The organism is Nocardia lijiangensis NBRC 108240 (assembly GCF_001613045.1).
Lineage (GTDB): Bacteria > Actinomycetota > Actinomycetes > Mycobacteriales > Mycobacteriaceae > Nocardia > Nocardia lijiangensis.
This window is the reverse complement of the sequence record NZ_BDBP01000027.1, coordinates 34,874-60,063: the sequence shown is the minus strand read 5'-3', so window position 1 is coordinate 60,063 and position 25,190 is coordinate 34,874. Positions and strand designations below refer to the sequence as shown.

At 68.1% G+C, this 25,190-nt stretch carries 26 protein-coding genes; all 26 read right to left on the bottom strand.

Translation table 11 applies throughout. From position 1 onward, the window contains the following. Positions 1-144: 144 nt before the first annotated feature. Positions 145-699, bottom strand: a complete 555-nt coding sequence (locus tag NL1_RS38140; protein ID WP_162272712.1) for a hypothetical protein — start codon at positions 697-699, stop codon at positions 145-147. Positions 700-1,171: 472 nt separating this feature from the next. Then, entirely contained in the window at positions 1,172-1,873 is a 702-nt protein-coding gene (locus NL1_RS36355) for a GNAT family N-acetyltransferase (protein ID WP_067837317.1), read from the bottom strand. A gap of 287 nt (positions 1,874-2,160) precedes the next feature. Continuing rightward, positions 2,161-2,820 carry a GNAT family N-acetyltransferase gene (locus NL1_RS10810; RefSeq protein WP_084510471.1) on the bottom strand — a complete coding sequence of 220 codons (660 nt, stop codon included), beginning with the start codon at positions 2,818-2,820 and terminating at the stop codon, positions 2,161-2,163. A 79-nt stretch (positions 2,821-2,899) separates the two neighbouring features. After that, positions 2,900-3,763 (bottom strand): MBL fold metallo-hydrolase, encoded by an 864-nt coding sequence (locus NL1_RS10805; RefSeq protein ID WP_067837311.1) that lies wholly within the window; start codon positions 3,761-3,763, stop codon positions 2,900-2,902. Between the two features lie 197 nt (positions 3,764-3,960). Then, positions 3,961-4,899 carry a hypothetical protein gene (locus NL1_RS10800; RefSeq protein ID WP_067837308.1) on the bottom strand — a complete coding sequence of 313 codons (939 nt, stop codon included), beginning with the start codon at positions 4,897-4,899 and terminating at the stop codon, positions 3,961-3,963. After that, complete coding sequence (locus NL1_RS10795; protein WP_067837306.1) at positions 4,896-5,798, bottom strand: hypothetical protein; 903 nt, start codon at positions 5,796-5,798, stop codon at positions 4,896-4,898. Before NL1_RS10795 ends, NL1_RS10800 begins: the two co-directional genes overlap by 4 nt. Continuing rightward, positions 5,795-6,676 (bottom strand): DUF4913 domain-containing protein, encoded by an 882-nt coding sequence (locus NL1_RS10790; RefSeq protein ID WP_067837303.1) that lies wholly within the window; start codon positions 6,674-6,676, stop codon positions 5,795-5,797. Before NL1_RS10790 ends, NL1_RS10795 begins: the two co-directional genes overlap by 4 nt. Further along, positions 6,673-8,547 carry a type IV secretory system conjugative DNA transfer family protein gene (locus tag NL1_RS10785; protein ID WP_067837300.1) on the bottom strand — a complete coding sequence of 625 codons (1,875 nt, stop codon included), beginning with the start codon at positions 8,545-8,547 and terminating at the stop codon, positions 6,673-6,675. Before NL1_RS10785 ends, NL1_RS10790 begins: the two co-directional genes overlap by 4 nt. 45 nt (positions 8,548-8,592) lie before the next feature. Further along, on the bottom strand, positions 8,593-9,705 hold the full coding sequence (locus tag NL1_RS10780; protein WP_067837298.1) for a hypothetical protein: 1,113 nt from the start codon (positions 9,703-9,705) through the stop codon (positions 8,593-8,595). A gap of 255 nt (positions 9,706-9,960) precedes the next feature. Next, the gene (locus NL1_RS10775; protein WP_067837296.1) at positions 9,961-10,938 is read right to left on the bottom strand and encodes a hypothetical protein; all 978 of its coding nucleotides are present in this window, start codon (positions 10,936-10,938) and stop codon (positions 9,961-9,963) included. Between the two features lie 8 nt (positions 10,939-10,946). Next, on the bottom strand, positions 10,947-11,882 hold the full coding sequence (locus tag NL1_RS10770; RefSeq protein ID WP_067837293.1) for a hypothetical protein: 936 nt from the start codon (positions 11,880-11,882) through the stop codon (positions 10,947-10,949). Positions 11,883-11,931: 49 nt separating this feature from the next. Continuing rightward, complete coding sequence (locus NL1_RS10765; RefSeq protein WP_067837290.1) at positions 11,932-12,846, bottom strand: hypothetical protein; 915 nt, start codon at positions 12,844-12,846, stop codon at positions 11,932-11,934. Between the two features lie 46 nt (positions 12,847-12,892). Further along, positions 12,893-13,879, bottom strand: a complete 987-nt coding sequence (locus NL1_RS10760) for a hypothetical protein (protein WP_067837287.1) — start codon at positions 13,877-13,879, stop codon at positions 12,893-12,895. Continuing rightward, a complete protein-coding gene (locus NL1_RS10755) occupies positions 13,876-14,418 on the bottom strand; it encodes a hypothetical protein (protein ID WP_067837283.1) in 543 nt (180 codons plus the stop codon). The genes NL1_RS10760 and NL1_RS10755 overlap by 4 nt, the downstream gene beginning before the upstream one ends. Continuing rightward, positions 14,415-15,083 (bottom strand): hypothetical protein, encoded by a 669-nt coding sequence (locus tag NL1_RS10750; protein ID WP_156094791.1) that lies wholly within the window; start codon positions 15,081-15,083, stop codon positions 14,415-14,417. Before NL1_RS10750 ends, NL1_RS10755 begins: the two co-directional genes overlap by 4 nt. Further along, positions 15,080-16,225 (bottom strand): C40 family peptidase, encoded by a 1,146-nt coding sequence (locus NL1_RS10745; RefSeq protein ID WP_245673180.1) that lies wholly within the window; start codon positions 16,223-16,225, stop codon positions 15,080-15,082. Before NL1_RS10745 ends, NL1_RS10750 begins: the two co-directional genes overlap by 4 nt. 6 nt (positions 16,226-16,231) lie before the next feature. Next, positions 16,232-17,941 (bottom strand): putative type IV secretion/conjugal transfer ATPase, encoded by a 1,710-nt coding sequence (locus tag NL1_RS10740; protein ID WP_067837277.1) that lies wholly within the window; start codon positions 17,939-17,941, stop codon positions 16,232-16,234. Continuing rightward, the gene (locus NL1_RS10735; RefSeq protein WP_067837274.1) at positions 17,938-19,410 is read right to left on the bottom strand and encodes an SCO6880 family protein; all 1,473 of its coding nucleotides are present in this window, start codon (positions 19,408-19,410) and stop codon (positions 17,938-17,940) included. Before NL1_RS10735 ends, NL1_RS10740 begins: the two co-directional genes overlap by 4 nt. Beyond that, entirely contained in the window at positions 19,407-20,786 is a 1,380-nt protein-coding gene (locus NL1_RS10730; protein ID WP_156094790.1) for a hypothetical protein, read from the bottom strand. Before NL1_RS10730 ends, NL1_RS10735 begins: the two co-directional genes overlap by 4 nt. A gap of 77 nt (positions 20,787-20,863) precedes the next feature. Then, a complete protein-coding gene (locus tag NL1_RS10725; protein WP_067837268.1) occupies positions 20,864-21,667 on the bottom strand; it encodes a DUF8175 domain-containg protein in 804 nt (267 codons plus the stop codon). 16 nt (positions 21,668-21,683) lie between these two features. After that, on the bottom strand, positions 21,684-22,322 hold the full coding sequence (locus NL1_RS10720) for a DUF8175 domain-containg protein (RefSeq protein WP_084510470.1): 639 nt from the start codon (positions 22,320-22,322) through the stop codon (positions 21,684-21,686). 22 nt (positions 22,323-22,344) lie between these two features. Next, complete coding sequence (locus NL1_RS10715; protein ID WP_067837266.1) at positions 22,345-22,578, bottom strand: hypothetical protein; 234 nt, start codon at positions 22,576-22,578, stop codon at positions 22,345-22,347. After that, positions 22,572-23,351 (bottom strand): alpha/beta fold hydrolase, encoded by a 780-nt coding sequence (locus tag NL1_RS10710; RefSeq protein ID WP_162272711.1) that lies wholly within the window; start codon positions 23,349-23,351, stop codon positions 22,572-22,574. Before NL1_RS10710 ends, NL1_RS10715 begins: the two co-directional genes overlap by 7 nt. 98 nt (positions 23,352-23,449) lie before the next feature. Beyond that, positions 23,450-23,743 (bottom strand): hypothetical protein, encoded by a 294-nt coding sequence (locus NL1_RS10705; protein ID WP_067837259.1) that lies wholly within the window; start codon positions 23,741-23,743, stop codon positions 23,450-23,452. Continuing rightward, positions 23,740-24,420, bottom strand: coding sequence for a hypothetical protein (locus tag NL1_RS10700; RefSeq protein ID WP_084510469.1), 681 nt, complete (start codon positions 24,418-24,420; stop codon positions 23,740-23,742). Before NL1_RS10700 ends, NL1_RS10705 begins: the two co-directional genes overlap by 4 nt. 2 nt (positions 24,421-24,422) lie before the next feature. Beyond that, entirely contained in the window at positions 24,423-25,157 is a 735-nt protein-coding gene (locus NL1_RS10695) for a DUF8176 domain-containing protein (RefSeq protein WP_067837256.1), read from the bottom strand. Positions 25,158-25,190 lie beyond the last annotated feature (33 nt).

Genomic DNA, 25,190 nt, shown 5'->3' with positions numbered 1-25,190 from the left:
CCGAACCATGATCAAACCTCAAGCAGCGGTCCGCATTTCCAACCGATCATCCTGTCCGACAGTGCACGATATGCTGATTATCTGATGTTGCTGGCTGGCTTTGCATCCTGCAGCAACGGCAGAGGATGAACTCGGCGCCGACGCTCAGGGCTGTGGTGATGCTCCGTCTTCTCCAAGTTCGGCACGGGCGGTTTGCAGAAATCGCGCGCGAGTCGGCTGCAGGAAGTCCCACACCTTCACGTGCGGGGGCTTCTTCCAGATCGCGTCCACTGAAGCACTTGCGAAAGCTTCTGCAGCCTTGTGCAACTCGTGACTACACAGCACTTCGATTCTCTTCTGACCGATCCAAAGGCTGTCAGTCGCCTGGTCAGCGGCCTTGCGCCACTCGGGTCCACTCTCACCGTTGTCATGGCAGTTGACGGCCACCCGTTCGGCGTCCTGAGCGCTGATCAGGAATTTTTCGATCGCACCGATGCGCTCGAGACGCCGTGCTTCCAGACGTTGTCGATTCTGCCGTAGGTCCTCAAGTGCCCGCGTCGAGCGCAGGGTCTGCCGCTGGGAAAAGAATGTGAGCCCACCGCCAAGGGCAACACCTACAAGTGACACGAGAGCGGCAGCGAGACTGACCTGCATCAGCTGATTCTGGTGCTTGCCTGTCGCTAAAGCTGTGAGATCCATGAAATTGGCAGTCAGCTTCACGTCGTACACACGAGCCCGACAGACCAGGCCCCGCACTGTCAGCCGCTTGCACCACCACAACACAGCAGCCGAAACTTCCGAGTTCGAACACGCTGGAATGCCGCTGACCGCATGCTGGTCGAGTGTCCAAAATCTGGCTCGGATCGAACCGGGGCATGGGCTTTGTCTGCAGCCACGGGCTGTAGCAAGGTACTCGCACGGAGCCACGGCTCCAGACCTGATCACGGAAACTGGGCCAGAACCCAGACATGACGGACAAAACCACAGCGGGGTCGTCCACGCTCATCGTCAGTTGCGCGCACCAGTCTAGGGCGGCGTCGTATTCGCTGATGTTGAGGCTGCGGTACCGCACCGTGGGCATGCTCAGCCTCACGGTGTCGGCACCGCTGCGACGGGCGTGTGCGGCGAGGTCTGCCAAGGTCATCGACACAGCGGGCCAGTATGCCGCACCTGCAAGGGAATTCGGTCAGTGTTAGAAGGTCAGGGAGAAGTACCGTTGTTCGGGTGTGGTGGTCAGTTGCAGGTCGATGTCGGCGAGTGTGGCGAAGTCCAGGCCCGCGGTGGGTAGGTCCACGCTGAACCCGCACCCGCGGAAGAAGGACGCGAGGTTGGTTCGTTCTGTGTCGAACTGCCCGTGCACCAGGTGGGCGTTCGCGCGGCGGGCTTGGTCGATGGCGGCGCGGACCAGTGCGGTCCCGACGCCGAGGTGGCGGTGTTCGGCGTTGACCGCGACGATTTGGATTTCGATCGTGCGCAGCAGTGCGGCGGTGAGCGTGTCACGTCGGCCTTGCACCGCGGGCTGGAGCAGCGTCTGTACCGACGGCCCGGCGACGAGCCCGCCGACCAGCTGCCCGTCCACCACTGCCGCCAGCGCCATGGTGCGCCTGGCCACCGTGGCGGGCAGGCCATCGTTGTGCAGGGCGTGTATGACTCGGCCAGGGTCGGTGCCGTCGAGGCTGGCGCCGAGGATCTGGTCGTGGCTGTGGGTGAGTAGCTGGCGCACCAGCAGGTTCGGGTCGCTGACGCCTGCCAGCACGGCCAGGTCATGGAAGCCGATCAGCTCGTCGTCGTCTTCGGCGCGGCGAACGATCGGCCGCGCAGCCAGATCGGCTGGCCAGCGATCGGCGTTCTGGCGTGCTGGGGCGCGGCTGGTGTTGTCGTGGTGTATGGACATGGTCTTTCTCTTTCTGTGGAGGGGTGGGTCAGCACGCCGTTCGTCGGTGAACGGAGGGGTTTTCGGGTTGGTGTTGTCGTGCTGGGATGGAGTTCGGGGTGGCCGCGATGGGGCGGGTGCGGTGGGCGGTGAAGGTTCGCGCGGGAGCATGACGACGCAGCAGGCGCTGGAATTGGCGGAAGCTGGCCGGCCAAGGGTTGGTGATGCGGCCGGTGGGATGTTTTGCAACACCGAGCCCTCACCGGTCGAGGTATCGCTCCCCCGGCGCGGCTGCACCGATAGAGCGCTCACTGTGTCACCGCCCGGTGGAACAGGGTTTCCTCGGGTAAGGGGGCGACGACGGCGGGCAGGTCGGCCCAGGCTCGCAGGTCCACTGGTAAGCCGGGTGCGCATAGGTTCATCCCGCAGCGGCGGTAGAACGCCGCCACACCGGTGGCGTAGGTGGGGAACTGGCCGTAGATGATTCGGGCACCGCTGTTTGCGGCGATGGTGAGCGCTTCGGTCAGCAGCGCCCGCCCGAGGCCGCGACCCCGGTAGGCGGGTAGAACTGCGAGAGCATGGATTTTGATCGTCGCTAGCGCCGCTTGCACGACCGCGGCCTGGCTCAGGACGGCTAGCTGGGAGACCAGGTGGATCGAGGGCCCGGCCGCCAACCCGCCGACCACCCGGTCCTCGGCGAGGGCGACCAGCGCCATCGTTCGCGCGGCCAGCACCGTGGATACGCCACCGACCGCGCTGATGTCGTCGCGTGCCGAGGGGCCGTAGTCGCGGGTCAAGCCGGTCGACAACACCTTGTCGTCGTGGGCGTGGAGAAGGTTTCGTGCCGCCCGGCGGGCGTGTGGGACACCGCAGAGCCGATGCCATCGCTGGAACTCGCGCAGCTCGGCTCGGAAACGGGCGGGTCGGACCTCAACGGTCCCAGCGCGGGAATTGGGAGGGAGGGTCATGTGATCTCCTGTGCGTGAGAGGGAAGCCACTGGCGACGGGTCCAGCGGCAGGGACACCGAACTTGCTTGGGCCACAGCGCTATTCGGGCTGCCACGCGCACTGTCCGCCAGCGTGGGTGGTGACGCGGCCGAGTTGGATGTCGGCGAAATGGACACCGAAGCCGACCGTGTCGGAGCGGGACAGTTCGTTGATCAGGCGCATTGCGGTCGCGCGGGCGAGGGCGGGCTCATCGTCGGTGACCGTGGTCAGATGCGGGTGGGTGATCTGGACGGGGGTGGTCAGCGCGTCGCCGAAAGCGATCAGCCGCTGCCCAACGGATTCGATGAGGTAGCTGGTGTGGCCGAGGCTGTGGCCGGGGGTGGCCATCGTGGTGACGCTGGGAAAGATCTCCTCGCCGGAACCGATGGTGCGCACTTGGTGGGCGAAGATGTCGAGGACCTCGCCGGGTGTGCCGTCGGCTGCGGCGAGTTCGGGGTGTTCCCATTCGGTGCGCCCGACCACGACCGGGGTGTCAGCGAACGGGGGGCGCGTGTGCCCGGGCGGGTGGGCCCAAAGCCAGCCGATGTGGTCCATGTGCAGGTGGGTGACGGCGATGAGATCGATGTCGGCGGGGGTTTTGCCGACGGCGGCGAGGCTGTCGAGCAACTGTCCACCGCGCAGCAGCCCGACGTTGGTGGGGACCGCGAGGGGGCCGAAGCCGGCGTCGATGAGCATCGCGCGCTCGCCGTGCTCGACGAGCAGTGCGCCGACGCTGGCGACGAGGAACCCGTCGGGGTTGATCAGGTTCGCGTGCTGGGCCCACACCTGCTCGTCCGAATCAGGCAGCCACGCTGCGGGTTCGAGCAGGGCGACACCGTCGGGCAGGTAGGTGATCCTGTGGTCGCCGAGCTGGTGGCGGTGCACGGTGGCGGGCCGCGTGCTGCGGCCAAGGCTGAGGGTCATAGCGGGTGCTCCTGTTCGTGCGAGATGGATGAGGCGTGGTCGCGACCGTCGATGGCGGCCTAGAGGTGGCGGGCGGCGCGGGTCGCGGCGTTGAGGTGGTCTGGTCATGTCGGAAGGCGAGTCGGTGTCCACGCCCAGTGGGGGTCGGATCGGCTGAGGCGGTGTGGAGGCGGCGTACGACGGATCCGCCGCCGGGGTTAGGGGTCGGGTCCGGCGTCGGGAAACGCCTCGCTGGTAACGGGTTCGGCCTCATCGACGCTCGCCGCGGTGTTCAGCTCGAGGTCGTCGCGGTCGGGCATCGCTGCGGCGATCGCTTCCTCGATAGCGGTGGCAGAACTCGGCTGATCGGCCACCGCTTCGCCCAGGGCCGTGCGGGCGCGTTCTCTCAGCTGTGCCGGTTTGGGCAGCTCTTGGTCGAGGTCTGGGATTGGTGCTGCGTTCGGGCTGGGACTGCGGCGCAGGCTCGACAGAGAGCGTCGAACGCTGGCGGCGATGTCCGGGGTCGTGTGCCTGTGCCACAGCGCATTGAGCTCATCGAGCGGGTAGTCCAGGTAGTGGGCGATCTGTTGCCGCAACTGCTCGTCGGTGACGGTGAACGCGCGAGCCCGCTCCTTCTCGCTCATCCCGATTGCTGCCGCGGTGCGTGTAGCGCGGGTCCACAAGGCGTCCATGTTTCGTCGGAGCTGTTGGGCGGCAGCGGGTTCCGGATCATTGGTGACGCCACTGGAGGTGAGAAGGCGTTCCCGGGCGGCAGTGATCGCGGCCATGTCGGTGAGCTGGCGGGTGTCTGCGACAACCCGTTTGACCGTCCGTCGACCGGCCTGTGTGCGTGTCGGTGCGCGCAGCAGCTGCTCGCGGCGCCATTCCCGCCCGGACTGCCCGGCCTGTCGTGCCTGATCGACCCAACTGCCCGGGACGCCCTCGCCGCGGGCCTGGATCTCGGTCAATTCCCGATCCCGATCCACCTCACCGAGCCGCTCGAGCAGCTGCACACTATCGGCGGCGGTCAGACGCGTGGTCTGCATGGCGTGTCGCAGACGCGCACCTTCGGCGGCGAAACGGTAGACCTCGCCCAGCAGTATGGCGTGCTCGGGCGGGAGATCAGCGACCCGCACATCGGTGTTCGGGCCGCTCATCGCTCGAGCCCGTCCGCCGAGGACATGACAGTGACCTCGGTCCAGGGATCGGCGCCTTCTGGATCACTGAATATCGGTATCGCTGCGGCGTTTTCGACGTCCAAGTCAGGATCGTAGGTGAGGTTTGCGGCGTCGACCGCAGCCTCGATTTCCTCGTCAACGCTGAGCGCTGACCGGAACAACGGCTGCGGCGGCTTCACTGTCGCAGCGATTCGGGGCGTCAGATCATCGAGTTGTGGCAGCGCTGCCGCGGTGTCGGTCGGTATTCCGGCCTCGGCGAGCGTACGGGCTTGTAGCGTATAGCCGCTGGTAACGGTCCGCGCGGCCTGCTGCCAGCGCTGCGCGACGGCTTCGGCGGGAACGCCGTCGAGCATCGCCACCGATGCCTGCACCCACTCCTGGTCGCTGCCCCACAACTGCTGGCCTTGCTCGGTGGTGAGGCCGAGCAGGTTGGCCACGCCGGTGATCCTGGTGTGCAGCGCGTGCAGGTTGTGGTCGAGCCCCGTGGGGTGGGTGTGGCCGGGCTGGGGGTGGGCGGCATCGAGGGCGGTCCATTCGCGCAGCCTCAGTACATCGTTGTCCAGCCCGCCCAGTACCCGGTCCCAGTCGACTGGTTCCGGTGCGCGCAGGTACAGATCGGCGCGCCAGCTGATACCGCGGGCGCCGCGTTCGCGCACGTGGTCGATCCACGCCCGTGGTACCCCACCGGCGAGAGCGGCCTCGGTCAACGCCTCCCGGGCCACCGCATGGTCGTGATAGTCGGCATACCAGGCCCGTGAGGGTGGTTGGCCGGTCCGCTGCTGGTGTTCGGTGGCGGTGGCGAGCATGCCGCTGACCGTCACCGACTGGTTCTGCAAACTCTTGAGCACCTTGACCTGCGCCCGCGTCGGCGCCCTCACGACCCGGCCCCGTGTGTCGAATTCCCGAATGCGCGGAAGTCGGGTCCGAACCCGAGGCGATCGATCGGTGTCTTCGCTCCTGGCGTGCCGAACCAGTTCTCGGGAATCGGTGCCGCGGACAGACCGGGTGTGGTGATGTGCTGGTCGGGGGTGCAGCGGTGTAGCGGCCCGTTCGCCGCGTCCAGGATGTAGCGCATGTGCGGGTCGATGTGACGGGTGAACAACGTGCTCATCGCCGACTTGTCCTCAGCGCGCAGGGCGGCTTCGAACACCGCATGCAGCCCGGCGAAGCGCACGGCGACCGCGTGGTGGCTCCACCACTGTCGACACCAGGTGTATTGGCCTTCACGGTTGTTGGCCGCGATCCGCACGGAAGTGACTGGCAGCAGCCAGCCTTGGACGAACTGGCTGTAGTGTGCGAACCGTGGCGGCGGCTTCTTGTCCTGCGTTTCGCCGTCGTCGGTGGGGGTCACCGGTTTCGCCGGTTTGAGCTGGGGCCGTGGTGCGGGGTCGAACGGCAGTGACGGCGTTGACACATGGGTGGTGCGGGTGCAGCGGTACAGAGGTCCGTTTGCCGCGTCGAGGATGACCTTGAAGTGGGCGTCGACGTGGGAGAGCAGGTAGCTGCTCAGCGCGTTGCCGGTTCGGGCTCGGCGTTGGGCTTCGAAAGCGCTGTGCAGGTGAGCCACACGCACCGCGACCCCACGGTGGGCCCACCACTGGGCACACCAGGTGTAGGTGTTCTCGCGATTCGCCGAGGCAAGGCGCACGTTGATGAACGGCAACAGCCATCGCTCGACGAACTCGGTGAAATCCGAATACTCCGGTGGTTTCGGCTTCTTCGCGCCCGCCGCGGAGGCTGCGTTGGGGGTGGTCATGGCTGCTGCTCCCCCGCCGCGGGTCCGGTGTTGGCCTGCGGGAGTGGGATCGGTTGCGCGGCTTTGTCGAAGCGGGCCAACGACTTATAGATCAGGGGCGCGTATTCGGTGTCTTGCCACCAGATCTTGCGCACCACCACCGGCGCGTGGTTCGGCAGCCGTACCAGGGCACGGTCTTTCGGGAGCGCGCCGAGCAGGGCGACGTCCAGGATCGGCTCCGAGCGCCACGACAGGCTGCGTTGGATGCCTTGGGCGCCGTGGCTGCGGGACCGGTCGGACACATCGTGGGGGCCGGTCATCGCCGACCAGTGTTCGAGGTAGTCGGTGGCGGCGATCCCGCCGCCGTAGACCTCGATCGACTGCGCCCGCATGGTCTTGAGACCGTTTGCGCCCCAGAGGTCTTCGCCTTGTTCGAGGACCTGGAGGATTGCCATCAGGATGACTCCCGACCCTCCGGCGTAGGTGTAGTACAACGGCAAATCGGCGATGCGGGCGCAGTTGGCGGCCTCGTCGAGCACCCCCAGCAATGGCACCTTCAAACGGCCATCGGGGCGGGCCCGGGCGGTATCGAGCGCTGCTTCGAGGATCTGCCCGACCAGTGCAGAGGTCAGTGGTGCCGCACTGTCGGGCCCAGCTTTCGACAGTGCGTAGAGCGTGTCGGTGGAGGTGACGAAATTCAGCGGAAAGAACTGCGGCAGGCTGTGGGTCGGGTCCTGTTCGGTTTTGACCACGACGAGGCGGGTTTTGCCTCGCGCGTCCTTGTCAGGTTTCTCCTGTACCTGCAGTTTCTTCCGCCGGGGTGGGGTGACCATCAGGGCGTAGCCCTCATCGGTCAACACGTTGAGGTAGCGGCGCGCCATGTCGTAGAGACCGTCACGTTGACGCGCATAGAGGGCCTGGGATTCCAGGATGCGTTCAGCGGGCCGGGGGTGGCCGTAGCTGCGCAGGATCAGCGCCGGAGTCTGATCCTGGTCGCGGCCGAGCCATTCGGCCACGTGCAGCAGATCACCTTCCGCGCAGGCAGCGGCATACATATACAGCGCCAACAACTCCTGGGCGCCGCCGTCGAAATAGCTGTCCACCTTGGCGTTCGCGGCCTGGGTAGCGCTGCCAGAGGCCGCGGAGACGAAGAACCCAGCCAGCTTGCGGGCAGCAGGCAAATTGGTGACCTGGGCGAGCAAGTCCACCCAGAACCCACACTCGACCTTTCCGGTGACCGCTTGCAGGTCGCACAGCCAGACCCGGCCGGCCTGTTCACGCCCATAAACGGTGTGCCGGTAGAGGTCTGGTCGAATGCTGGTAGCCAGGCACGGCCCCCACGCGGCCATCACCGCAGGGATGGCCCAGGCCATGGTTTTGCCGGTGCGGGTGCCCGCGGCGATCGTGACACCGAGCTCGGTGGGTACGTACAGCTCGACCCCGCCGATCACGGTTCTTCCCAGCGGTGGGCCTTTCATCGCTTGGATGGCGGGGCTGGCGTCGCGCAGCAGCCGCCGATTGGCGGCGGCGTTGTCGCGTGCTCGCGCGAGCCGGATCTGGCCGGGCCGTTGCATGGTGCGCGCGGCGGCGTCGATTTCGCTACCGGCCGACAGCGCCCGCCACCCTGCGACCGCCGCAGCGAGACCGGCGGCAAGGAACGCGACCAGCAGCACGCTCGACTGCCAAGGCCAACGATGTTGGCCGGAGATCACCGCCAGCAGCGCGCGGGATGGGTGGGCGATGACAGGTTGTCCCGCCCACCAGCGACCCACGCACAATGCCGCCCACGCCATCAGCGCCACGACGATCACCGCCAACGCCAGCAACAGCAGGGCGGTTTCCTCACCGATCCCGCGTTTGGTGCGGCGGCGCGTTTCCCGGGTCGAGATCATGAACAGAACTCCTTGGTTGTGGGTTGCTTTGGGGTGGGATGGTTTTCACGAGGCGAGATCGACGCCGAGGTCGCGGTGCTCCACCACGGCGGCGTCTTCGGCGTGTTCTGTGGTGCTCCAGTCGGCGACCTCGCCGTCGGGTATCGCGGCCTCGATGGCGGCCTCGATCGCCGCGCCTTCTGGGAGGGGGTCTGGTTCGCTGGGTTGCCGGTCACGGTTGGTCAGCTGGGGGTCGCCGGGTTGTTGGTGCCAGTAGGTGCCCTCACGCCCGGCGAGGTAGACCGCTTCGATATCTGCCAGCGCCACCCCGGCGTCAGCGGCGTTCATTCGCGCGGTGCGCGCGGCGGCGAGCAGGGATTCCAGGCGCGCGATCTGGGCTTGATCGTGTTCTGGTGAGCCCTCCCATGCCTCGACCAGCCGTGCGTGCTCGGCGGTGAAGTCCTGCACCTCGCGCAGCGCGGCGATCTGCGCGGGCTCGCGACCGGGTTCGCCGGCGTAGGTGTCAGCGACCGGCGCCGAGCGCAGCCGCTCGGGCAGCAACGAGGCGTGCTCGTGCTCGCCGCGGTCGAGGTCGCCGAGTTCTTCTTCGGCCGCCAGCAGCCGATCGGTTTCGGCGATGACCGCGTCGACCTCGGCCAGGGTGGTCAACTCGGGTCCCCGCCCACCGAGAGCCCGATCGAACGCGGTCGCGCGGTGTGCCTCGCGGTCACGGGAGCGTTGCGCTGGTTGCCAGCGAGCGCCGTCCTGGTCCGAGCCGGTGACCGTGGCTTCCAGGTGGCCGGTGACTTCGGCGGCCTGGCGCAGGTTGCGCCACGCCAGCTCGTCGACCGGGAGATCACCGGCTGCTTTCGCTTGGTCGAGGCGGGCGAAGAGTTGACGGGTGGTCTCGGGGCGGGCTTCATATCCGGCGACCGCGGCCTGCAGCTGCCCCCACAGTGTGCGAGCCTCGACCGATTCACTCCGGCCCCGCGTGGCGGCCAGCTCGTCGGCGCGGGCGGTGAGTTCTTGTACCTGTTCGGGGGTTTCGCCGTACGGGGCGATCTCCCGCAGCTGGTAGTGGAGCGCGAAATCGGCGCGGACCTCGGCTTCGAGACTGGTGGCGGCGTCGCGGTAGTAGGCGGGGTCGGTGGGTCCGCGCGGCGGATCGGGCCAGCTCATGCCCGAATCCCGGGCTCAGCGCTCACCGATGCGCGTGGATGAGGTGGTGGTGCAGTGGTGGTGGACATCGACGACCTCCGGAGGAGGAGAAGACGTAGTCCGCGGTCCGCGCTGTGGCGGCGGTCCTGCGGTGGATGTCCCGGCGAAACGGTTCGACGTCACGGCTGCTTTGGCCCGTAACCGGACGCCGACGAAAAGCGTTGCAATGGTGGTCGTTTCAGTTCACCTGTCCACAGCGAGCCCTCCTTCGGGTGGTCATATCTCGGTGTCGAGCTCGGTGGCGGGCTGGGGCTCGTGCGGCTCGATCACGTGGTCGGGTTCATCGGCCCAGGCGGCGCCGTCGGGTAGCGCGGCTTCGCCGCCCTCGGGTAGTGCGGCGTCGATGGCGGTGGTGATTGCGGTGCCTTCGACGGGGTCGAATTCGCCGGGATCCCGGACGGCGGCGTCGACGAGGTGTGCGTGCAGCGAGGCGCCTGCGGCGTTGATCATCTGCTGCGGTGTCGGTGGCGTGACGCCAACGCCCGGGGTGGCGGTAGCGACCTCGGGCAGGTAGGGCGGGATCGCCAGTTCCGGGCTGGCGGTGGCGTAGGAGGTCCATTCGGCGGCCAACTTCAGCTCGTCGTAGGTTTCGACGAACACCGCATGCCCACGGCGCGCGCCTTCCGCGCTGGTGCCCCAGAGGGCTTCGGCCTCGACGGCGGTGAGGTCGGCGGCGTGGGCCAGGGCGGTGACACGCTGGTGACGCAGCGCCATGTTGTGGGCGAAGCGTTGTTCGGCGATCGGGTTGGTGCCGAAGCTCCACCGGCCGGTATCGATGCGGTCCGCGCGCGCGGTCACCAGGGAGGCCATGCGCTCGAGGTGCCACAAGTCCAGCCCGAGCATGTCGACATACATTTCTTGGGCGGCGTTCTCGCGCGCGGGTGCCCGGCGCGCCGCGGCTCGCACGGGTGGGTGGACGTCGCGGATGCCGAGTTCGCGGATGTCTTCGATCCAGGTGGGCTCGACCCCCGCCGACAGCGCGGTCTGCTCGGCGTGCTCGCGGGCGGCTTCCAGGGTGTCCAGGTGCGCCAGGTAGGCGCTGCGTCGCTCGTCGTTGAGGTCGGGGTCGTCGGAGGTTTCGTAGCCGACGTCGCGCACGCGGGTGTGTTCGGCCTCGAGCATGCGGATTTGCAGCAGCAGCTGGGCGTGCCAGCCGGCCACGGTGTCCGCCGGTGAGGAATCGGGGCTGCTCATCGCGGTGCTCAGAGCTCGTAGCCGCGCGCTGGACCGGAATCGGTTGCCCGGTGCTCGGTTTCGGTACTGGTTTCGCTGACCCAATCCCGGCCCGTGTCATCGGGGAGTGCGGCCTCGACCGCCGCACCGATCCCCCTGGTGGTGCCCGACAGCGCAGGATCGATGGTGACGATTGCTTGCGTCGCATGGTGGATCAACACATGCGGGGTGGGTGGCGCGAGGTCGAGCTCGGCTTGGGTTTGGTGAGCGAAGACGAGGTGATCACTGCCGCGGCGAGCTTGGTGTTCGATACCGGGCCAGGCGTAGGTGCGCCACCGCTCGTGCAGTTCGGCGTCGTCGTAGCCACGCACGGCCACCGCCAACTGCTGCCACCCCGCGGGGTCGCGCTCCCACAACTCGGCGGCTTCCCCGGTGGTCAGGCCGATGACATGGGCAGTGGTGTTGGCGCGTGCCCACAACGCGACCATGTTCGCATCGAACTGCGCATCGGCCCCGCCATCGCGTGCCACTCGACCGTCGAACCCACGCAGCCGGTGCTCCACCGCGATCACGGCCATGTGCTCGAGCTGCCACACATCCGAGGCAACTGCGTCGACCAGCTGCGCGCGCACCGGGTCCTCACCGTGCCGCAGCGTGGGCGCGGCACGGGAAACCTCCTCCCACTGCAGTCCCCGCTGCCCGGCCGCCCGCGCCTCGGCGATCGCGGTGGCGGGGACTCCGACGGCGGTGGCGTGGATTTCGAGCTCGCCGCGGTCGGCTTCCAACGCGCGCAGATGCGCCCGCCAGGTTTGGATCGCGATGGTGCCCTCACCGTAGTGCGGTTGATATTCCGGATGCCCTTGCAGCAGCACTCGAGCGTGGGTGGCGGAGAGGTTCTGGATGCCTTCGAGCAGCCGCACTTTCCAGCTCGGCAGTCGCTCCAACTCCGATAGCGGTTGATTCATCAGGTGTTCCTTTCGGTGGAAAACGTTTCACAGCAGTGCCTTTCGCGACTCATGGCAGCTCCGCCCCTGCCCCTGGGCCGAGTTCACGCTGATCGGCAGCGGGCTCGACCGCGTCGTCGGCGGAATCGAGTTGCCCCGCACCTGAGGCGTTCACCCCCGTCGCGTCGATCGCGGCGGTGATCGCGGTCGTGGTGTCGTGGTCGCGGCCGGGCGCGGCGACGGCCAACGGAGCGGCGTTCGACGTGGGTTCGGTCAGCGCGGTGGCGGCGAGCTCGACCATGCGATCCGGCGAGGCTGGCATCTGGGCGGTGATGTCTTCCTGGGTGATCCCGGCCCACTGCAACACCAGCACCGGCGCAGCCACCACGGAAAAGTCCGTGCCCGCCACCGTGTTCCAGCGCGTCAGCAGGTCATGGTCGCTGTAGCCGCGCACCCGTGCGGCGACCACGGTCGACCAATGCTGAGAACCGCGACTCCAGACCTGATGGCGTTCCTCTTCGCTCAGCGTCAGTGCATGCGAAACCGCACCCAGGCGTTGCCAGGTCATTCCCATGACCCGCCGGAATGCCGCGACCGCGTCGGCGCTGACCTCCTCGCGACCGACGTGGGCGGCGCCGACTCCGGCCATGTCCTGCAATCCGTGGATCTCCCGGGCCAGCGCCGCGATCACGGTCTCGCGCGGCACGTACCCCGAGCCGAGCATCACCTGCCCCGGCTGCCACAGAACACCGCGCTGCCCAGCCGCGCGGGCGTAATCAATCCACGCCTTGGGCACCCCGATCCCGAGCGCGACGCCTTCGAGCTGCTCACCAGAGCGCTCACCGATATCGAGAGTGCGCACCACCTCCGGCGACGGATCGGCCTCGCTGGCGGCGCGAGCCCGCTCCCGCAGCTGCTGATTGTCATAGGCGAGGTTCTGCACCGCTTTGAGCAGATGCGCCTGCAACGGAGTCGGAGCCGCCATCACCGGCACCCGCCCACACCCAGCAGCAGCGAAACTGTTGGTGTGTTCATCTCTCGACCCCGACGTCTGTCACGGGCCCCAGCGGAATCTCGACCGAATCGCTCTCGATGTCCACGTCGATGACCGCGTCGTAGTCCACACCGGTCAACCCCGCGGCCTCGACGGCTGCCTCGGTGAGCGAGCCATCGAGGGCCCCGGTGTCGACGACCTCGGCTTCGACTACGACGTCGCCGGTTTCGTGCTCGAGCTGCGTTGCGAAGCCCAGCTGTTCGATCAGCCCGGCAACATCATCGAGGGCCCCCATCCACGGTCCCGCCTGCTCCCACGCGGCCGCGAGGTCGGCCAGAGCCTCGAAGTCATCGACATCGAGACCGGCGTCCTCGGCAAGCCGCGCCCGGTAAGCGGCCGCGGCCTGCTGATGCTGATCCGAGAGACCCTCTGCACTCTCGGCGTTGGCGAACGCCGCCGCCGAAGCCATCGCCGTCCCTGAGTCACCGAGATCGGTGAGCGAATCGCTGAAACCGGCCGCGCGACGCTGGATATCGATGAGCAGCTTCTTGTACTCCACCTCCAGGTCGTGCACCTCGACCGCGCGAGCTTCCCTGCTGACGTAGCCGTCGACTTGATGCTGGTGGATCGCGGTCTTCTGCTCGCGCTCCAACTTCCCGGCAGCGTTGCGGCGGGCCAGGTCGGCATCAGCCCTCGCGTTCTGACGGATCTTGTGCCGTGTGTCCAGCTCGTGCAGCTGCCCACCGCGCCAGATACGGGCGCGGACTTCCTGAACCCTGGCGGAATTCAAATCCTGCGTCTGGCGGGCGGATTCGATCGAATCGATTACCCGGATCTGGTGTTCGGTGATCGAGCGTTGTTCCTTGGCGGTGGCGTGGTTCATGCGTTGGTGGTGTTCGGCTTTGGTGCGTGCCTCGCCTCCGCGTCCGCGCATCAGCGCGGCGGTGGTGTGCGCGGTCTGCAACGCTTGGACGAAGCCCTGTCGCATGACTTGGCTGCTTTCCTCGACCGGATCCCCGCTCACGCCGCCACCTCCATCCCCGTCAGCAGCCACGCCGATGCGTCGCTGGCGCGGCTGGCGTGGGCGTAGACAGCGAATTCGATGCCCGGCTGGTCTTCTGGTTGGACGGTGACGGCGAGAACTCGACTGGCGGCGGTGGCGGTGGCGGTGGCGGCCGGATGATCATCAGCAGTGATCCGCACCGTCGTGGCGAGCTCGACGCCCTCGTGCTGCCAGCGCTGGAATTGCTCGGCGGTGATCGGCGACCACACCAACGCGGCCGGTTCGGCACGCTCGGCGAATCGGGGGTCCATCAGCGCAGAGGCAGCGCGGAACGCAGCGCGCGGGTCGGCGTGCTCGCGCGGGCGGTAACCGAAAATCGTGCTCACCGCCGCGGTCAGGACCGCCTCGGCCTGGCACGGATCCAGTTCGTGAAAGGGCGAGGCGAACCGATCGGCGCGGCACGGGGCGGGGGTGGCCAGCGTGGTGTCGACAGGGGTGGACGAGCACGCGGCCAGGCCCAGCGTGACGGCCACGACGAGGACGGAGGCGGTGGTATTCATGCCGATTCCCGGGGTGGATGGATCAGCGTGCCCAGGTCGGTGCGGTGCCAGTCGATGGGATCGGGGCGGGTGCATTGTTCGGCGGCGGGATTGTGTACCGGCTCGGTGACCACATCCAGCACCAGCGCCGCGGTGACGGCCGCGTGATGCAGCGTGATCAGCTCGACGCCACGGCTACGAGCCAAGATCAGGTGCAGTGTCGCCGCTTCAGCGCCCCACTGGACGCGGGCTTGGCCTGCCAGCCAAATCGCCTGCCGTGCCGAGGTTTCCGCAGCCGCAACGCCGGTAGCAACCGGGAACTCGCGCGGAAAGCGGTCGTGCCAGATGACTCGCCCGTCGGCTCGGCAGACGGTGAAGGCTTCCATGGTGGCCGCTGACCACAACATCAATCGCGGACCCCGCCGCGCCATGGCCACCAGTCGTCGGTGCACGCTACGCCGTGCCGCCTCGACTTGACGCAACCCTTCGTAGTCGATCCCGGCGACATCGTGTAACGCGGTCACGAACCGCTCGAAGCTGCGCGAGTCGCTGAAGCCGTGTTGGACCGCGACCTGATCGAATTGCCGTTTCCGGGTGAACTTTCGCAGTTCGGCGGAGCGCACGCGCACGACCATTTCCGGGGTGATCTGGCCACCGGTGACCGATGATCGGGGGTGGGTATTCATGTGCGACCTCCTGGGAGGCTGGTGTCGGGACTCGACGTGGCGGGGACCGAATAGCGGCGCACGTCGATGTGCTCGCCGTCCCACGCCGACAGCGGGGTGAGCGTCACGGTTTGCCCGGACTGCGGGGCATGCAGCAGCAAGTCGCGGCCCTGGTCGTCGCGGCCGTAGTAGATGCCGACATGATGGGAATCGACGTCGCCGGGAGCGGTGAAGAAGATCAGGTCCCCCGGCGCCCGCTCGGCGAACGGGACGATCTGGGCGGTGGAGTGGTCTTGCTGGGCTTGGGTGTAGTGTGGCAACCGGATTCGGCCACCCGAGGCGTGGTAGACCGCGTAGAGGGTCAATCCGCTGCAGTCGAATCCGCCGCCGGTCGGACCGTTCACATCGCCGCCGCCCCAGACGTAGGGGGTGCCCATCCAGCGGGCGGCGTGCTCGATCACCGCGCGCCCGAACTCGCTCACCTCGCCCGGTAGCGGTGTGCCGGATCCGTTCGGCCCGCAACCCGCCGCCGGCGCACCGCCCGGTGTGCGGGGCATCGAAGCAGGGTCGATGTCGGCGAACAACGCATACAGCCGACGCGCCAAATCCAACTGCCCCGCATAGGCGTTGGGAGCCGACCGCTCGATCTCCTGAGCCAGCTCGGCCGGGGACATCACCCCCGCAGCGGCACCTAACTGTTCGGCTTGGTCGTAGAACCAGTTGATCTGATAGACCGGATCCATCAGGGCCGCGATGCCGACCGCCCCCCACACGGCGGCGCGCATCTGGTGCGGGCCAACCGAGTCGTTGTCGTAGCCGAGCCCGTCGTTGGCATAGTTCAACGACTCCGGTACCGCCGGATTGGCCAAGTTCCGGAAGCTGGACTCGGTCGCTTGGGCGGCCAACTCGGCGATGATCACCGACTCCGGCATCCCCCGCTGCTTGCCGATCGCGACCCCGTTGCGGGCCAGCTGCAACTGCCGCTCCGACAAACCGGCCACCGTCTGCCCTGTCGGGCCACTCACCCCCGCCGCACCACCGGAAGCCAGCGGTGTCGTGCAGGTGAGCGTGGGCTCGGCGCCGACGACGATCAGCAACAACAGCAGCAGTACCGCCGGTAGGCCCAGCGCGGTGGCGATCACCGCGCGCGAGGAGGTATCCACCAGCCATCACCTGCTCGCCTCACCGACGGCGGGCAGGTGGTCGAAGCGACGGTTGGTGTTGTGCACATCCGTCTCGCGCTCGCTCGGAGTGAACACCATCCGGAAGGGGATGCCGGGCTCTGCGGCTTCGCCAGTTTTGAGCAGGAAGCAGCCTGTGCCAGGCGGGGTTTCCCGCCGTGATGGGTCCAGGTCGTCATCGGAAGGTGGGCGTGGAGCCGCCCAAGAAGTAACCAGCAGTTTCTCGGTGTCGGTGATACCGACCGCGTTACGGATGCGGTTGATCTCCTCCGGGCCCACCGGGCCGATCAACTTCGCACGCGACCTCTCGAAGAACCCCAGCGCTTTGGCCTGTGCGGCAGCGGAGTCGAAGGCGGCGAGATCTTTGATCGTGTGCGAGCACATGATCAACCCGGTGCCCAGGCCACGGTTGAGACGGGTCAGGGCGTCGACCCGGTCGACCATGAATTCGCCGACCCCGAGGACGCGCCAGATCTCGTCCATGACGACTTCGAACGTGCGCGGCGGGGCCAGACCCGCATCGGCCAGAGCATGCGCTGCCGCCACGGCGCCGAACCCTTCGCTCCAGCAGACCATCAGCACCGCGGCCAGCAGTTTCGTGTCGCCCTCGGGAATGCGGGAGACGTCGATGCACACCGCTGGGCTGGCCAGATCGAGCCGGGTGGCGCTGGGGGCATTGAAGATCGCCCCGAACGGGCCCTCCACCAGCGCACGCAGCGAGCGGCGCAGGGTTTTCGTGCTGGCCCGGTAGGCGGAGCTATCGTCTTCCTCGGCGAACCGGCGCAGTTGCTCGGCCCCGCCGGAGATGACCTCGAGCAGGTCTGACAGCAGCGGCGGGCGCTCGTAGCTGAAACCACTTGTGGGGCTGTAGAGTTTGCGCAATCCGGCGGCGATCAGGACTTCTTCGTAGTCCGCGACCGCCGACCCGCGCACCAGTTCGATGAGTCCGGCGACGATGTTGACCTGCCCGGCTTCGACCCGTGCGGTGACCTGGCGGCGTTGATCGGGGTCGGTGAGCCGTGACACGACCGCGCCCAACGCGCCGACATCAAGCGGGTTCAGGGTGCCGTGCCCATACCCGACATCGACGACCTGACCACCGAGACGCTCCACCAGGTCGCGGTAGTCGGGTTTGGTGTCGCCCATGCACAGCACCGTCTCTCCCGCCGCGACCGCACCGGTCACCATCCGACGAATCAGGCTCGATTTGCCGAAACCGTTGAGCGCCAACACAAACGCGATCGGGGCGGTGATATAGCCGCGCAGGAACCAGGACATGGGGTCGAAATGCACTGGGGCGCCGGTGATGTAGTGCGCACCCACCGGGGTGCCGACCGTGGGAGCACTCGCGCCGACACTGAACGGCCACAACCCAGCGACTTGGACGGTGGTGGCCCGCCATTCCGGGGTGGCCGCGACGACCGCGGCGCGACCGCCTCCCAGCCCGCGATATCCGCGATCGGTCAGAGTGGTCAGCGATCGGTCGAAGCCATCGCCACCGATATCTTCCGCACGGCGAGCGGCGGTGGCACGTCGATGATCATCGCTCGATATCGCCAGCCGCGCCCGCCAACCACGCAGACCAGGCCGGGCGGCGGCGGCCTCGACCGCGGCACGCGCCTGGGAGGTGAGCACACGCACGCCCGCGACGATCTCGATACGGGCAGGACGAGAAGCATTGGCGCGGCGGGCTTTCATGCCGACACCCGCTTCGAGATCGAGATGTGCTCGGGCAGGACCAACCCGATCCCGAGCGAGGCGGCGAAGGCGGCAGCTTGGCTGCCGTAGCAGCGCCGCACCCCCAACCGTGAGGCCGCCGCCATCCCCTTGACCGAGGCTTCGATCCCGGGCAGGTCGGCGTCGAGGTGATCGGTCACCGTCACCAGCACCCCGAACCGCGTCAGCCCGGCGCCGCGGGCTTGCTCTTCGCGAGCGGCTTGGGTGTTGCCGACCCGGATACGTGCGGAGGCGGTAGAGATTCCGCGTTCGGTTTGCTCCGCGGCGATCGCGTCGCGGAAGTCGGAGTCCACGAGGCTGGTGGCCTCGGCGGCCGAGTGCAGCCGGTAGACGATCGCGACCCGCTTGCGCGGCACGTCCGCACGGGGGCGCAACAGCTCCTCGAGCACGGTCTCCATCACCGCCCCACGCGGGGCCGCGTCCATCTCCCAGGTGATCGACCGCGCGCCGTCGTGCACGTAGTGATCCCACCGATCCTGATGGGCGAGTGGACCGACCGAATCCCACGACTGACTCGACGTGATGTCCGCGCCCGCGGATTCGGCATCGCGTTGAGAGGCCAGGTCGTAGCGGCTGCGCACCAACCCCAGCACTTCCCACGCCTGCAACGGGGTCGCCGGAAGCCCGGCGCGGGCAAGCTGGGACAGGACCCCTTGCAGGCGTTGGCCGATCTCGCGGGCCTGCTCGGCTTCGTCGCGGCGGATCCTGCCTTTGCCGATGGCGCGGTAGGTGATCGCGATGCGCGCTTCGATGCGAACCCCGACCCCGCCGATGGCGGCGGCGGCTTCCCGCATCACCGTCTGAGCGAATGCGGGGGCGTCCGGGCGGACCAGGCGGGCGACCTCACGAGCTTGCTTGAGTCGGGTTTCGACGGCGTTCTCCAGCACCGCGGTCACCGCCACGACTTCCCCGCCGCGACTCTGGGTGGCCAGGAACTGCCCGTATCCTTCGACCCACGCGTCGATCTGGGCCTGGTCGACGAGTTCCTTGCCGCGCGGGATCACCCGCAGCACCACTGTGTAGTGGTCGCTGCGGCGGATGTGGAGCATCGCGAACCGCTTTCCACCGGCGGTCTCGTACTCACTGAGCCGCGAATCAGCCAGCAGCCCAGGAAGTTTCGCGATACCGGGGATTCTGGAAAACCGGCCCGCGCGGTAGAGGTGCTCCCCGCGGGCTTGAGCGGCGGCGAACTGCACCCGCAGCAACAGGATTTCCCAGCCGGTGCGACCGTTTCGGGTGATCGCTAATGGCGTGAACATCACCGCCGCGACCGCGATCATCCCACCCGCGACGGTCAGGGATCGGGTGAGCATAAACCCGACCATCACCATGACGATCAGTCCGAGCCCCAGCATCGACACACCCCACGTCAGCCCGTAAAAGCCAGCGGAGCGGGGCCGTTCCCAGCGGCCGTACATGCGCGCGGTCATCGCCGTACCTCACCCGGGCCGAGGGCATCGGGATCCCATCCGGCTTCGCTCGCGTCGCGCACCTGGCTGTCGACAGCCGCGACCCCGTGCTGAGCCGCATTGGCGCCCATCTGCGCACCCATCACCACCGCACCGGCCGCGCCTGCACCGGCAGCAGCACCCGCGCCAGCGCCACCACCGCCAACACCAGCGCCAGCAGCCTTGGCGCCCGCAGACTTCCCCGCCCCTCCGCCGCTAGGCCGCACACCGCCTCCGCCACCCGGCCCGCTCGTGCCGGACTGGGCACCACCGGCGGTACCGAGACCCGAACCTGGCGAACCTCCGCCACCTGACATCGAACGTCCACCACCACCACCACCACCGCTGGCGGTCGGTCCCGGTGCGGAACCGGTTGCTGATGATCCGCTCGGCGCGTTCTCCCCCTCGCTGACCTTGCGGCCTTCCCCGCGTCCGCCGAGGGAAGCCATCGCGACTCCGGCCGCCCCACCGGCCAGCACTGCCGTCGCCCCGCCACCTCCGCCCAGCGTCGCGACCGCGGGGGCGACGAGCCGGATCAGAGCGGGCAGGACGACCACGCTCATCACCAGCAGGATCAGCCCCAGCAGCACCAGCTGCGGATCGCGTTGGTCCTCGTTCCCGATGACCGCGAATGCGACCGCGTACACCAGCGCACCCACGGGCTTCCACAGCACGAAAGCCAGTGACCACGCCAGCAACCGCTTGTAGGCCTGCGACCCAGGACCGGTCCCGGATGCGGCAGCGGCCATCGGGATCACCGCGACAACCACGATCAACAGCGCCTGCCGAATCACCAGCATCACCAGCTGAATCAGAGTGCTGATCAAGCCGAGCACGCCGACCACCACCAGGACGCCGGTCCCGAGGCCCGAACGGGTTTCGGCGTCGAAGTCGGTCAGCCGGTTGACCACCCCTGCCCAGTCTCCGCTGCTGGCATCGAAGATCACCCAGTTGGCGAACGCATCCCCGGCTCGAGTTCCGGCCGCGACCACCGCGGCGAAGCTCATCGACGCGAATACCGCCCGCGCCAGCATCAGGAAGCTTTCTTGAGCCTCGCCGGCGAGACCGCCTCGCTTGGCCAACGCCAAGCGGGCGGCGGCGAACATGATGCCGGTCGTCAGCAACACCACCTGCAGACCACTGGTGTAGCCGCGCACCGCCGACAGCGCCGGGCCCAATTCGCCCCCAGGCCCGGTCAGCTCTGGAGCGGGAAGATCGGTCCACCACGCCATCGCCATCCGAAGGAGCCGACCGAAGGCCTCGAGAAGCATGTCGGCGAGATCATCGAAGGCCGAACTCGCGGCTTCGGAAGCGGTCTGCTGGAGTTCCTCGCACGCTTGCCTCGGACCCAGGGGCAAGTCACACAGATTGGGTCCGGGCAACTGTGTCCGCCAGCTTCCGGATCCGCGGGGGGCGTAGGCGATGAGGCGGTGGGTCATGGCTGTCCCTTCCATGACCCGAATCCGGTCAAGGTTGCTACCGAAGTCCCTGCCCCCCAGAGGGTTTCGATGTTGTCGGTTACGCGGACGCGCCAGTCGCCGTCGATCCAGGTCATCGGCCAAGTCGCGACCGTGTAGCCGATGTCGTCGCGGGTGGCGAACTCGACGACGGCTAAGTCGTCGGCGTAGCCGGGTTGGATCCGCACGCCGTCGGGGACCACGACGTAGCGGGCCGCTCCGATGGTGCGGCGGGATCGGGCGAATCGGTCCAGCAGGTCTTGGCCGCCGCCGTAGTAGCGCTCGCGCACCACCTGCTGCCAGACGCCTTCCGGCGCGGATAGCGCCCGTGCCATCGCGTCGAACGCGGCCAGCGCCGCGCCCTGCGGTGTGCGCGCGAACGCGATCGCGACACCGTCGAAGACCGCGGTGGGGCCGTCGCTGCCCGAGAACGGCAACGCCGCACCGCCCCATCCGCGCTGCCACTGCATCCTCGCCGGTGCCGCGCTCAGGTAGTCGGGGCGCGCCGGGTCGGGCCGGGCAGTGAAGTCCTGGGGCAGTATGACACCGGTTTCAGATGCCGGGGTTTCGAGGCGGTTGCCGAACAGGTCGCTGCTCGGCGGCAGCGGCGGTGTTGGCGTTGGTGTCGGTTCGGGGTAGGTGCGTTCGGTGGGGCCGTGGCCGGGGTCGGTGGGGATGTCGCGGGCGCCGGGGTTGTCGCGGGTGACGGTGAGCACGAACGCGGCGATGACGACGACGGTGATGCTGACGAGCAGGATGATCAGTAGGCGTTGGGATTTCATGATCGCGCGGTTCTCCTCAGCGGGGCGTGAAGGCGACCATGTCGGTCGGCGGGGATGTCACTGCGGTGATTGGGCTGGTGGTCGGGTTCTCGGGCAGGTGCAGTCGCCAGTCCTCGCGCTGCCACAGCACCTGGGTGTCGTGGCAGGTGGCGGAGTTGTCCGGATGCAGGCTGTAGACCTCGATGTCGCTGGCATCGGGGGTGTAGCGGGTTACTCGGTAGCCCAGGAGTTTCGGGGCGCCCTCGGTGATCGGGGCGGTGATCGAGATCTGGGCGCGCGCGGTCGCCCAAGCGTCGCGGCCGGGGCCGGGTGCGAGCATTTGCTGGCCCACCGCGGCCCAGGCGCTGTCGAGGGCGATCGACATCCGCACACTGGCGTGGACTGCGGCCAGCGCGGCACCGGCCGGGGAGCGCTCGAACCCGCGAACAACCGCCCCGTCCGCGTGTTGTGGCCCTTGATCGGTCACCGGCAGTTCCAGGCCCTGGAAGGACTGCCAGTGCAATCCGGTCGGTGCGGTCGCGACCGCGGCCGAGGTCTCTGGGTTCGATGCGGTGGGTTCGGTGCTGCTGCAAGCCAAGAGTCCGGCGGCGGCGATCGGTCCGGTGAAGGCGACCACGGCGAGGACGCCGAGGCGGTATCGGCTGGTGGGGTTCACAATGGGGTTCTCCTGAGGATCGTCAGTTGGGTAGGACGGCGATGGCGATCGAGCTGGCCGCGCCGAGCACGGCGGCACCAAGCAGGGCGCCGAGGAGTCCTTCGAGGCTTTCCTCGCGGTAGCTACGAATGGCCAGCAGGCCACCGACCCAGACCGCGCGCGCGACGCACAGCAGCATCACCAGCCAGGCAAACCAGCTCAGCACCTGCGTCAGCGGTGAGATCACCTGCGGGGGAAGGGGTTCGGCGATCACCACGGGACACCGTCCTGGCGTTGGCTGCGGTAGGCGACTTCGAGGGCGGCCAGGACCGGCGCGGCGGCGCGAACCGGGTCGATGAAGGGCAGGGAATGCCCAGCGTCGGGCACGCTGTCGAAGTCGGCCCAGATCTGTTCGGCCAACCGCGCAGCGCTGCCAGCGGCCACGACCGGGTCTTCTCGACCGGCCAGCACCCAGGTCGGGATGCTTCGCAGCGTGCTGGTCGCGTCTTCGGTGAGGGGCAATCGCCCGTAGGCGGCCAGCACATCCAGTGCGGCGTCGAGGTTGCCTTCGCCCGCGACAGCGTCGGCGATGCCGGAGCTGAGTAGGTCGGCGACGCGCTGGCCGCGGCGGAGAAATCGGCGTCGTGTCGCGCGACCGGCGGACATCACCGACGGCAGCCGCGGCGGGAAGTCGGGGCAGCCGTTGAATAGTACGAGCCCTGCCAGCGTGCGGGCGCGCGGGCGATAGCGCGCGACCCACGCGGTTGCCAGCGATATCGCCACCGAGTGCGCTACCAACACCACCGCACCGGGCGCGTGGGCAACCACCGTATCCAGGTCCTCGAGGAACACCGCCAACCCCATGCCCCCTCCCCCAGTCGGGCGTGGGGAGTGACCGTGACCGCGCTGGTCGTAGACGATCTGGGTGATCGCGCCGTCGAGACGCGCATGCAGGTGTTCGACCAGCGGCGTCCAGTAACGGGAGTCAGCCAGCATGCCGTGGACGTAGACCACGCTCGCCGGTGAGGAGGCCGGGCCGAGGCGTGTCACTGCCAGCGATTCCCCGCCCGAGGTCGATAGCGGTAGCGCGCTGGCGTCTCGATACGCACCGATCGGGCTGGCGGGGTGAATTCCGAACTCGGCCATGGCTATCGGGCGGTGACGACGGCGTTCATGATCGTTCCGGCGCTGGTGGCGATGATGCCGCCGACCAGCGCGGCGAGGATGATCTTGGGTGACTCGACCGCGCCGCCGTGGAATCGTTCCCAGCCGAATTTGCCGCCTGCGTAGATCAGAGCAGCGATGCCGGCGAGCATGACCAGCCAAGACAGGTAGTTGACCAGGTTGGTCAGTGCTGGTGCACCCGGCGGCTCGGTGGGGGTGATCCGTATTTCTTGTGCGAGGACGGTCAGCGTCTCGCCGACCGCGTAGGCGGTGGTCATGACATGGTCTCCGAATCAGGTTGTGCCGCAGAAACTTTCTTTGTGGCGGCGAGATGGGTGATGATCTGTGTGCCCGCGGCGTGCACGTCGGCGGGCACCGCCTCGGTCAGCGCGGGACGCCGACGCCGCGGCGGCGGTGGTGGGTCGAACGGCAGGTACTGCGCCAGCTCGGTCAGCTCGCGGACGATGAGTTCGTCGTGCCAGTCGATCTCGTAGACCGTCTCGGCCAGCTCGGCGACGACGCTGCGATACCGGCGCACCACTGCGGGCACCTTCCCCGGCCGAGCTGCGGTCAGCGCCAGCCCGATTACGGTGACACCAGGGGGTGCGAGTCCGGCGTGGTATTCCCGCAGCCGCTCCGCCGCCGCGGTCAACCCCGGCATGCACAGTCGAGCCGCGATCAGCACACGTTGGGTCGTCAACGGTGAACCCGGCCAGGCCAGCCCGCTGTCGGCGGCCGGAGCCCACCACCGCGCCAAGGTCGAGGCCCCGGCGCCGCCGTGCGCGCCCAGCACCGCCCAAAGCGGCGGATGGGGGCCGGTGATCGGCAACGGTGTCTCACGTACCGGCGCCCTTCGCTCACGCGGGGGAGCGCTGACCGTGGCGGGATCGATGCGGCGGCCCTGGGCCGGGTAGTGCGGGTGGTGGTCGGCGTTGAGTCCAAGCGGTGCGGCCATCGTCAGCCCCGCTTCTGGATGTTGGTGATGACCATGGCGCCGCGGTCTGGGTGGTGCGCGAGGTTGATCAGTTGCAGGTAGTCGATGCGCTGCCCGTTCGGGTGTAGCTCGACCAGGTGCACCTCGGCTGTGCCCGGGGCGATCGGGGTGATCGCCACGCAGTGGGTGGTGCCCGCCGGGATGGAAGCGATCCCGACGGCCAGCGCTTCGGGCACGATCCCGATCTCAGGCGCTACCAGCCGCAGTGCGGCCTCGTGGTCGCGTTGCACGTAGTAGGCGTGTTCGAACGCCGCGATCACCCCTGCCGCACTCCCGGTGTCGCCCGCTCCGTCGGTCACGGTCTGCCCCGACAACCCCGCACACGCACCAACCGCCGAGGTCGAGGTCGCTGCCGGTGGGCTCGCCGTCACGGTCGGGATCACTGCGGCGGTGTAGTCGCGGTCGGCGATCGAGACGATGCCCGCAACCACCAGCACCCCAGCGACACCGAGTGCAGCGACCACGGCGATCCAGGCCCTGCGTGGCAGCCGGGCGCGGCGTGGCGGTGTAGCGGCGGTGTCTATGGCAGCGGGTGGGTGTGCGATCCACTGCCACTCGTTCGTGCTCCCGTGCGCGTGACGTTCGGCGTTGTTCGTTGGAAACGCCTGCAGCACAGCCGGTTCGGCGGTCTCCAACCATCCCCAGCCCTGTTCGGGATGGGGATCAGCTTCCTGGCGGTGGGTGTGGTTGTCGGTCATGTCGGGTGCCCACCTCCTCGGTGTGCGGTTCAA

What these genes read in the sequence shown, in the direction of transcription:
- NL1_RS36355 (WP_067837317.1), bottom strand. Translation starts at nt 1,873, where the DNA reads ATGTCCATACACCACGACAACACCAGCCGCGCCCCAGCACGCCAGAAC.
- NL1_RS10810 (WP_084510471.1), bottom strand. Translation starts at nt 2,820, where the DNA reads ATGACCCTCCCTCCCAATTCCCGCGCTGGGACCGTTGAGGTCCGACCC.
- NL1_RS10805 (WP_067837311.1), bottom strand. Translation starts at nt 3,763, where the DNA reads ATGACCCTCAGCCTTGGCCGCAGCACGCGGCCCGCCACCGTGCACCGC.
- NL1_RS10800 (WP_067837308.1), bottom strand. Translation starts at nt 4,899, where the DNA reads ATGAGCGGCCCGAACACCGATGTGCGGGTCGCTGATCTCCCGCCCGAG.
- NL1_RS10790 (WP_067837303.1), bottom strand. Translation starts at nt 6,676, where the DNA reads ATGACCACCCCCAACGCAGCCTCCGCGGCGGGCGCGAAGAAGCCGAAA.
- NL1_RS10785 (WP_067837300.1), bottom strand. Translation starts at nt 8,547, where the DNA reads ATGATCTCGACCCGGGAAACGCGCCGCCGCACCAAACGCGGGATCGGT.
- NL1_RS10780 (WP_067837298.1), bottom strand. Translation starts at nt 9,705, where the DNA reads ATGAGCTGGCCCGATCCGCCGCGCGGACCCACCGACCCCGCCTACTAC.
- NL1_RS10775 (WP_067837296.1), bottom strand. Translation starts at nt 10,938, where the DNA reads ATGAGCAGCCCCGATTCCTCACCGGCGGACACCGTGGCCGGCTGGCAC.
- NL1_RS10770 (WP_067837293.1), bottom strand. Translation starts at nt 11,882, where the DNA reads ATGAATCAACCGCTATCGGAGTTGGAGCGACTGCCGAGCTGGAAAGTG.
- NL1_RS10765 (WP_067837290.1), bottom strand. Translation starts at nt 12,846, where the DNA reads ATGGCGGCTCCGACTCCGTTGCAGGCGCATCTGCTCAAAGCGGTGCAG.
- NL1_RS10755 (WP_067837283.1), bottom strand. Translation starts at nt 14,418, where the DNA reads ATGAATACCACCGCCTCCGTCCTCGTCGTGGCCGTCACGCTGGGCCTG.
- NL1_RS10750 (WP_156094791.1), bottom strand. Translation starts at nt 15,083, where the DNA reads ATGAATACCCACCCCCGATCATCGGTCACCGGTGGCCAGATCACCCCG.
- NL1_RS10740 (WP_067837277.1), bottom strand. Translation starts at nt 17,941, where the DNA reads ATGAAAGCCCGCCGCGCCAATGCTTCTCGTCCTGCCCGTATCGAGATC.
- NL1_RS10735 (WP_067837274.1), bottom strand. Translation starts at nt 19,410, where the DNA reads ATGACCGCGCGCATGTACGGCCGCTGGGAACGGCCCCGCTCCGCTGGC.
- NL1_RS10725 (WP_067837268.1), bottom strand. Translation starts at nt 21,667, where the DNA reads ATGAAATCCCAACGCCTACTGATCATCCTGCTCGTCAGCATCACCGTC.
- NL1_RS10705 (WP_067837259.1), bottom strand. Translation starts at nt 23,743, where the DNA reads ATGACCACCGCCTACGCGGTCGGCGAGACGCTGACCGTCCTCGCACAA.
- NL1_RS10700 (WP_084510469.1), bottom strand. Translation starts at nt 24,420, where the DNA reads ATGGCCGCACCGCTTGGACTCAACGCCGACCACCACCCGCACTACCCG.
- NL1_RS10695 (WP_067837256.1), bottom strand. Translation starts at nt 25,157, where the DNA reads ATGACCGACAACCACACCCACCGCCAGGAAGCTGATCCCCATCCCGAA.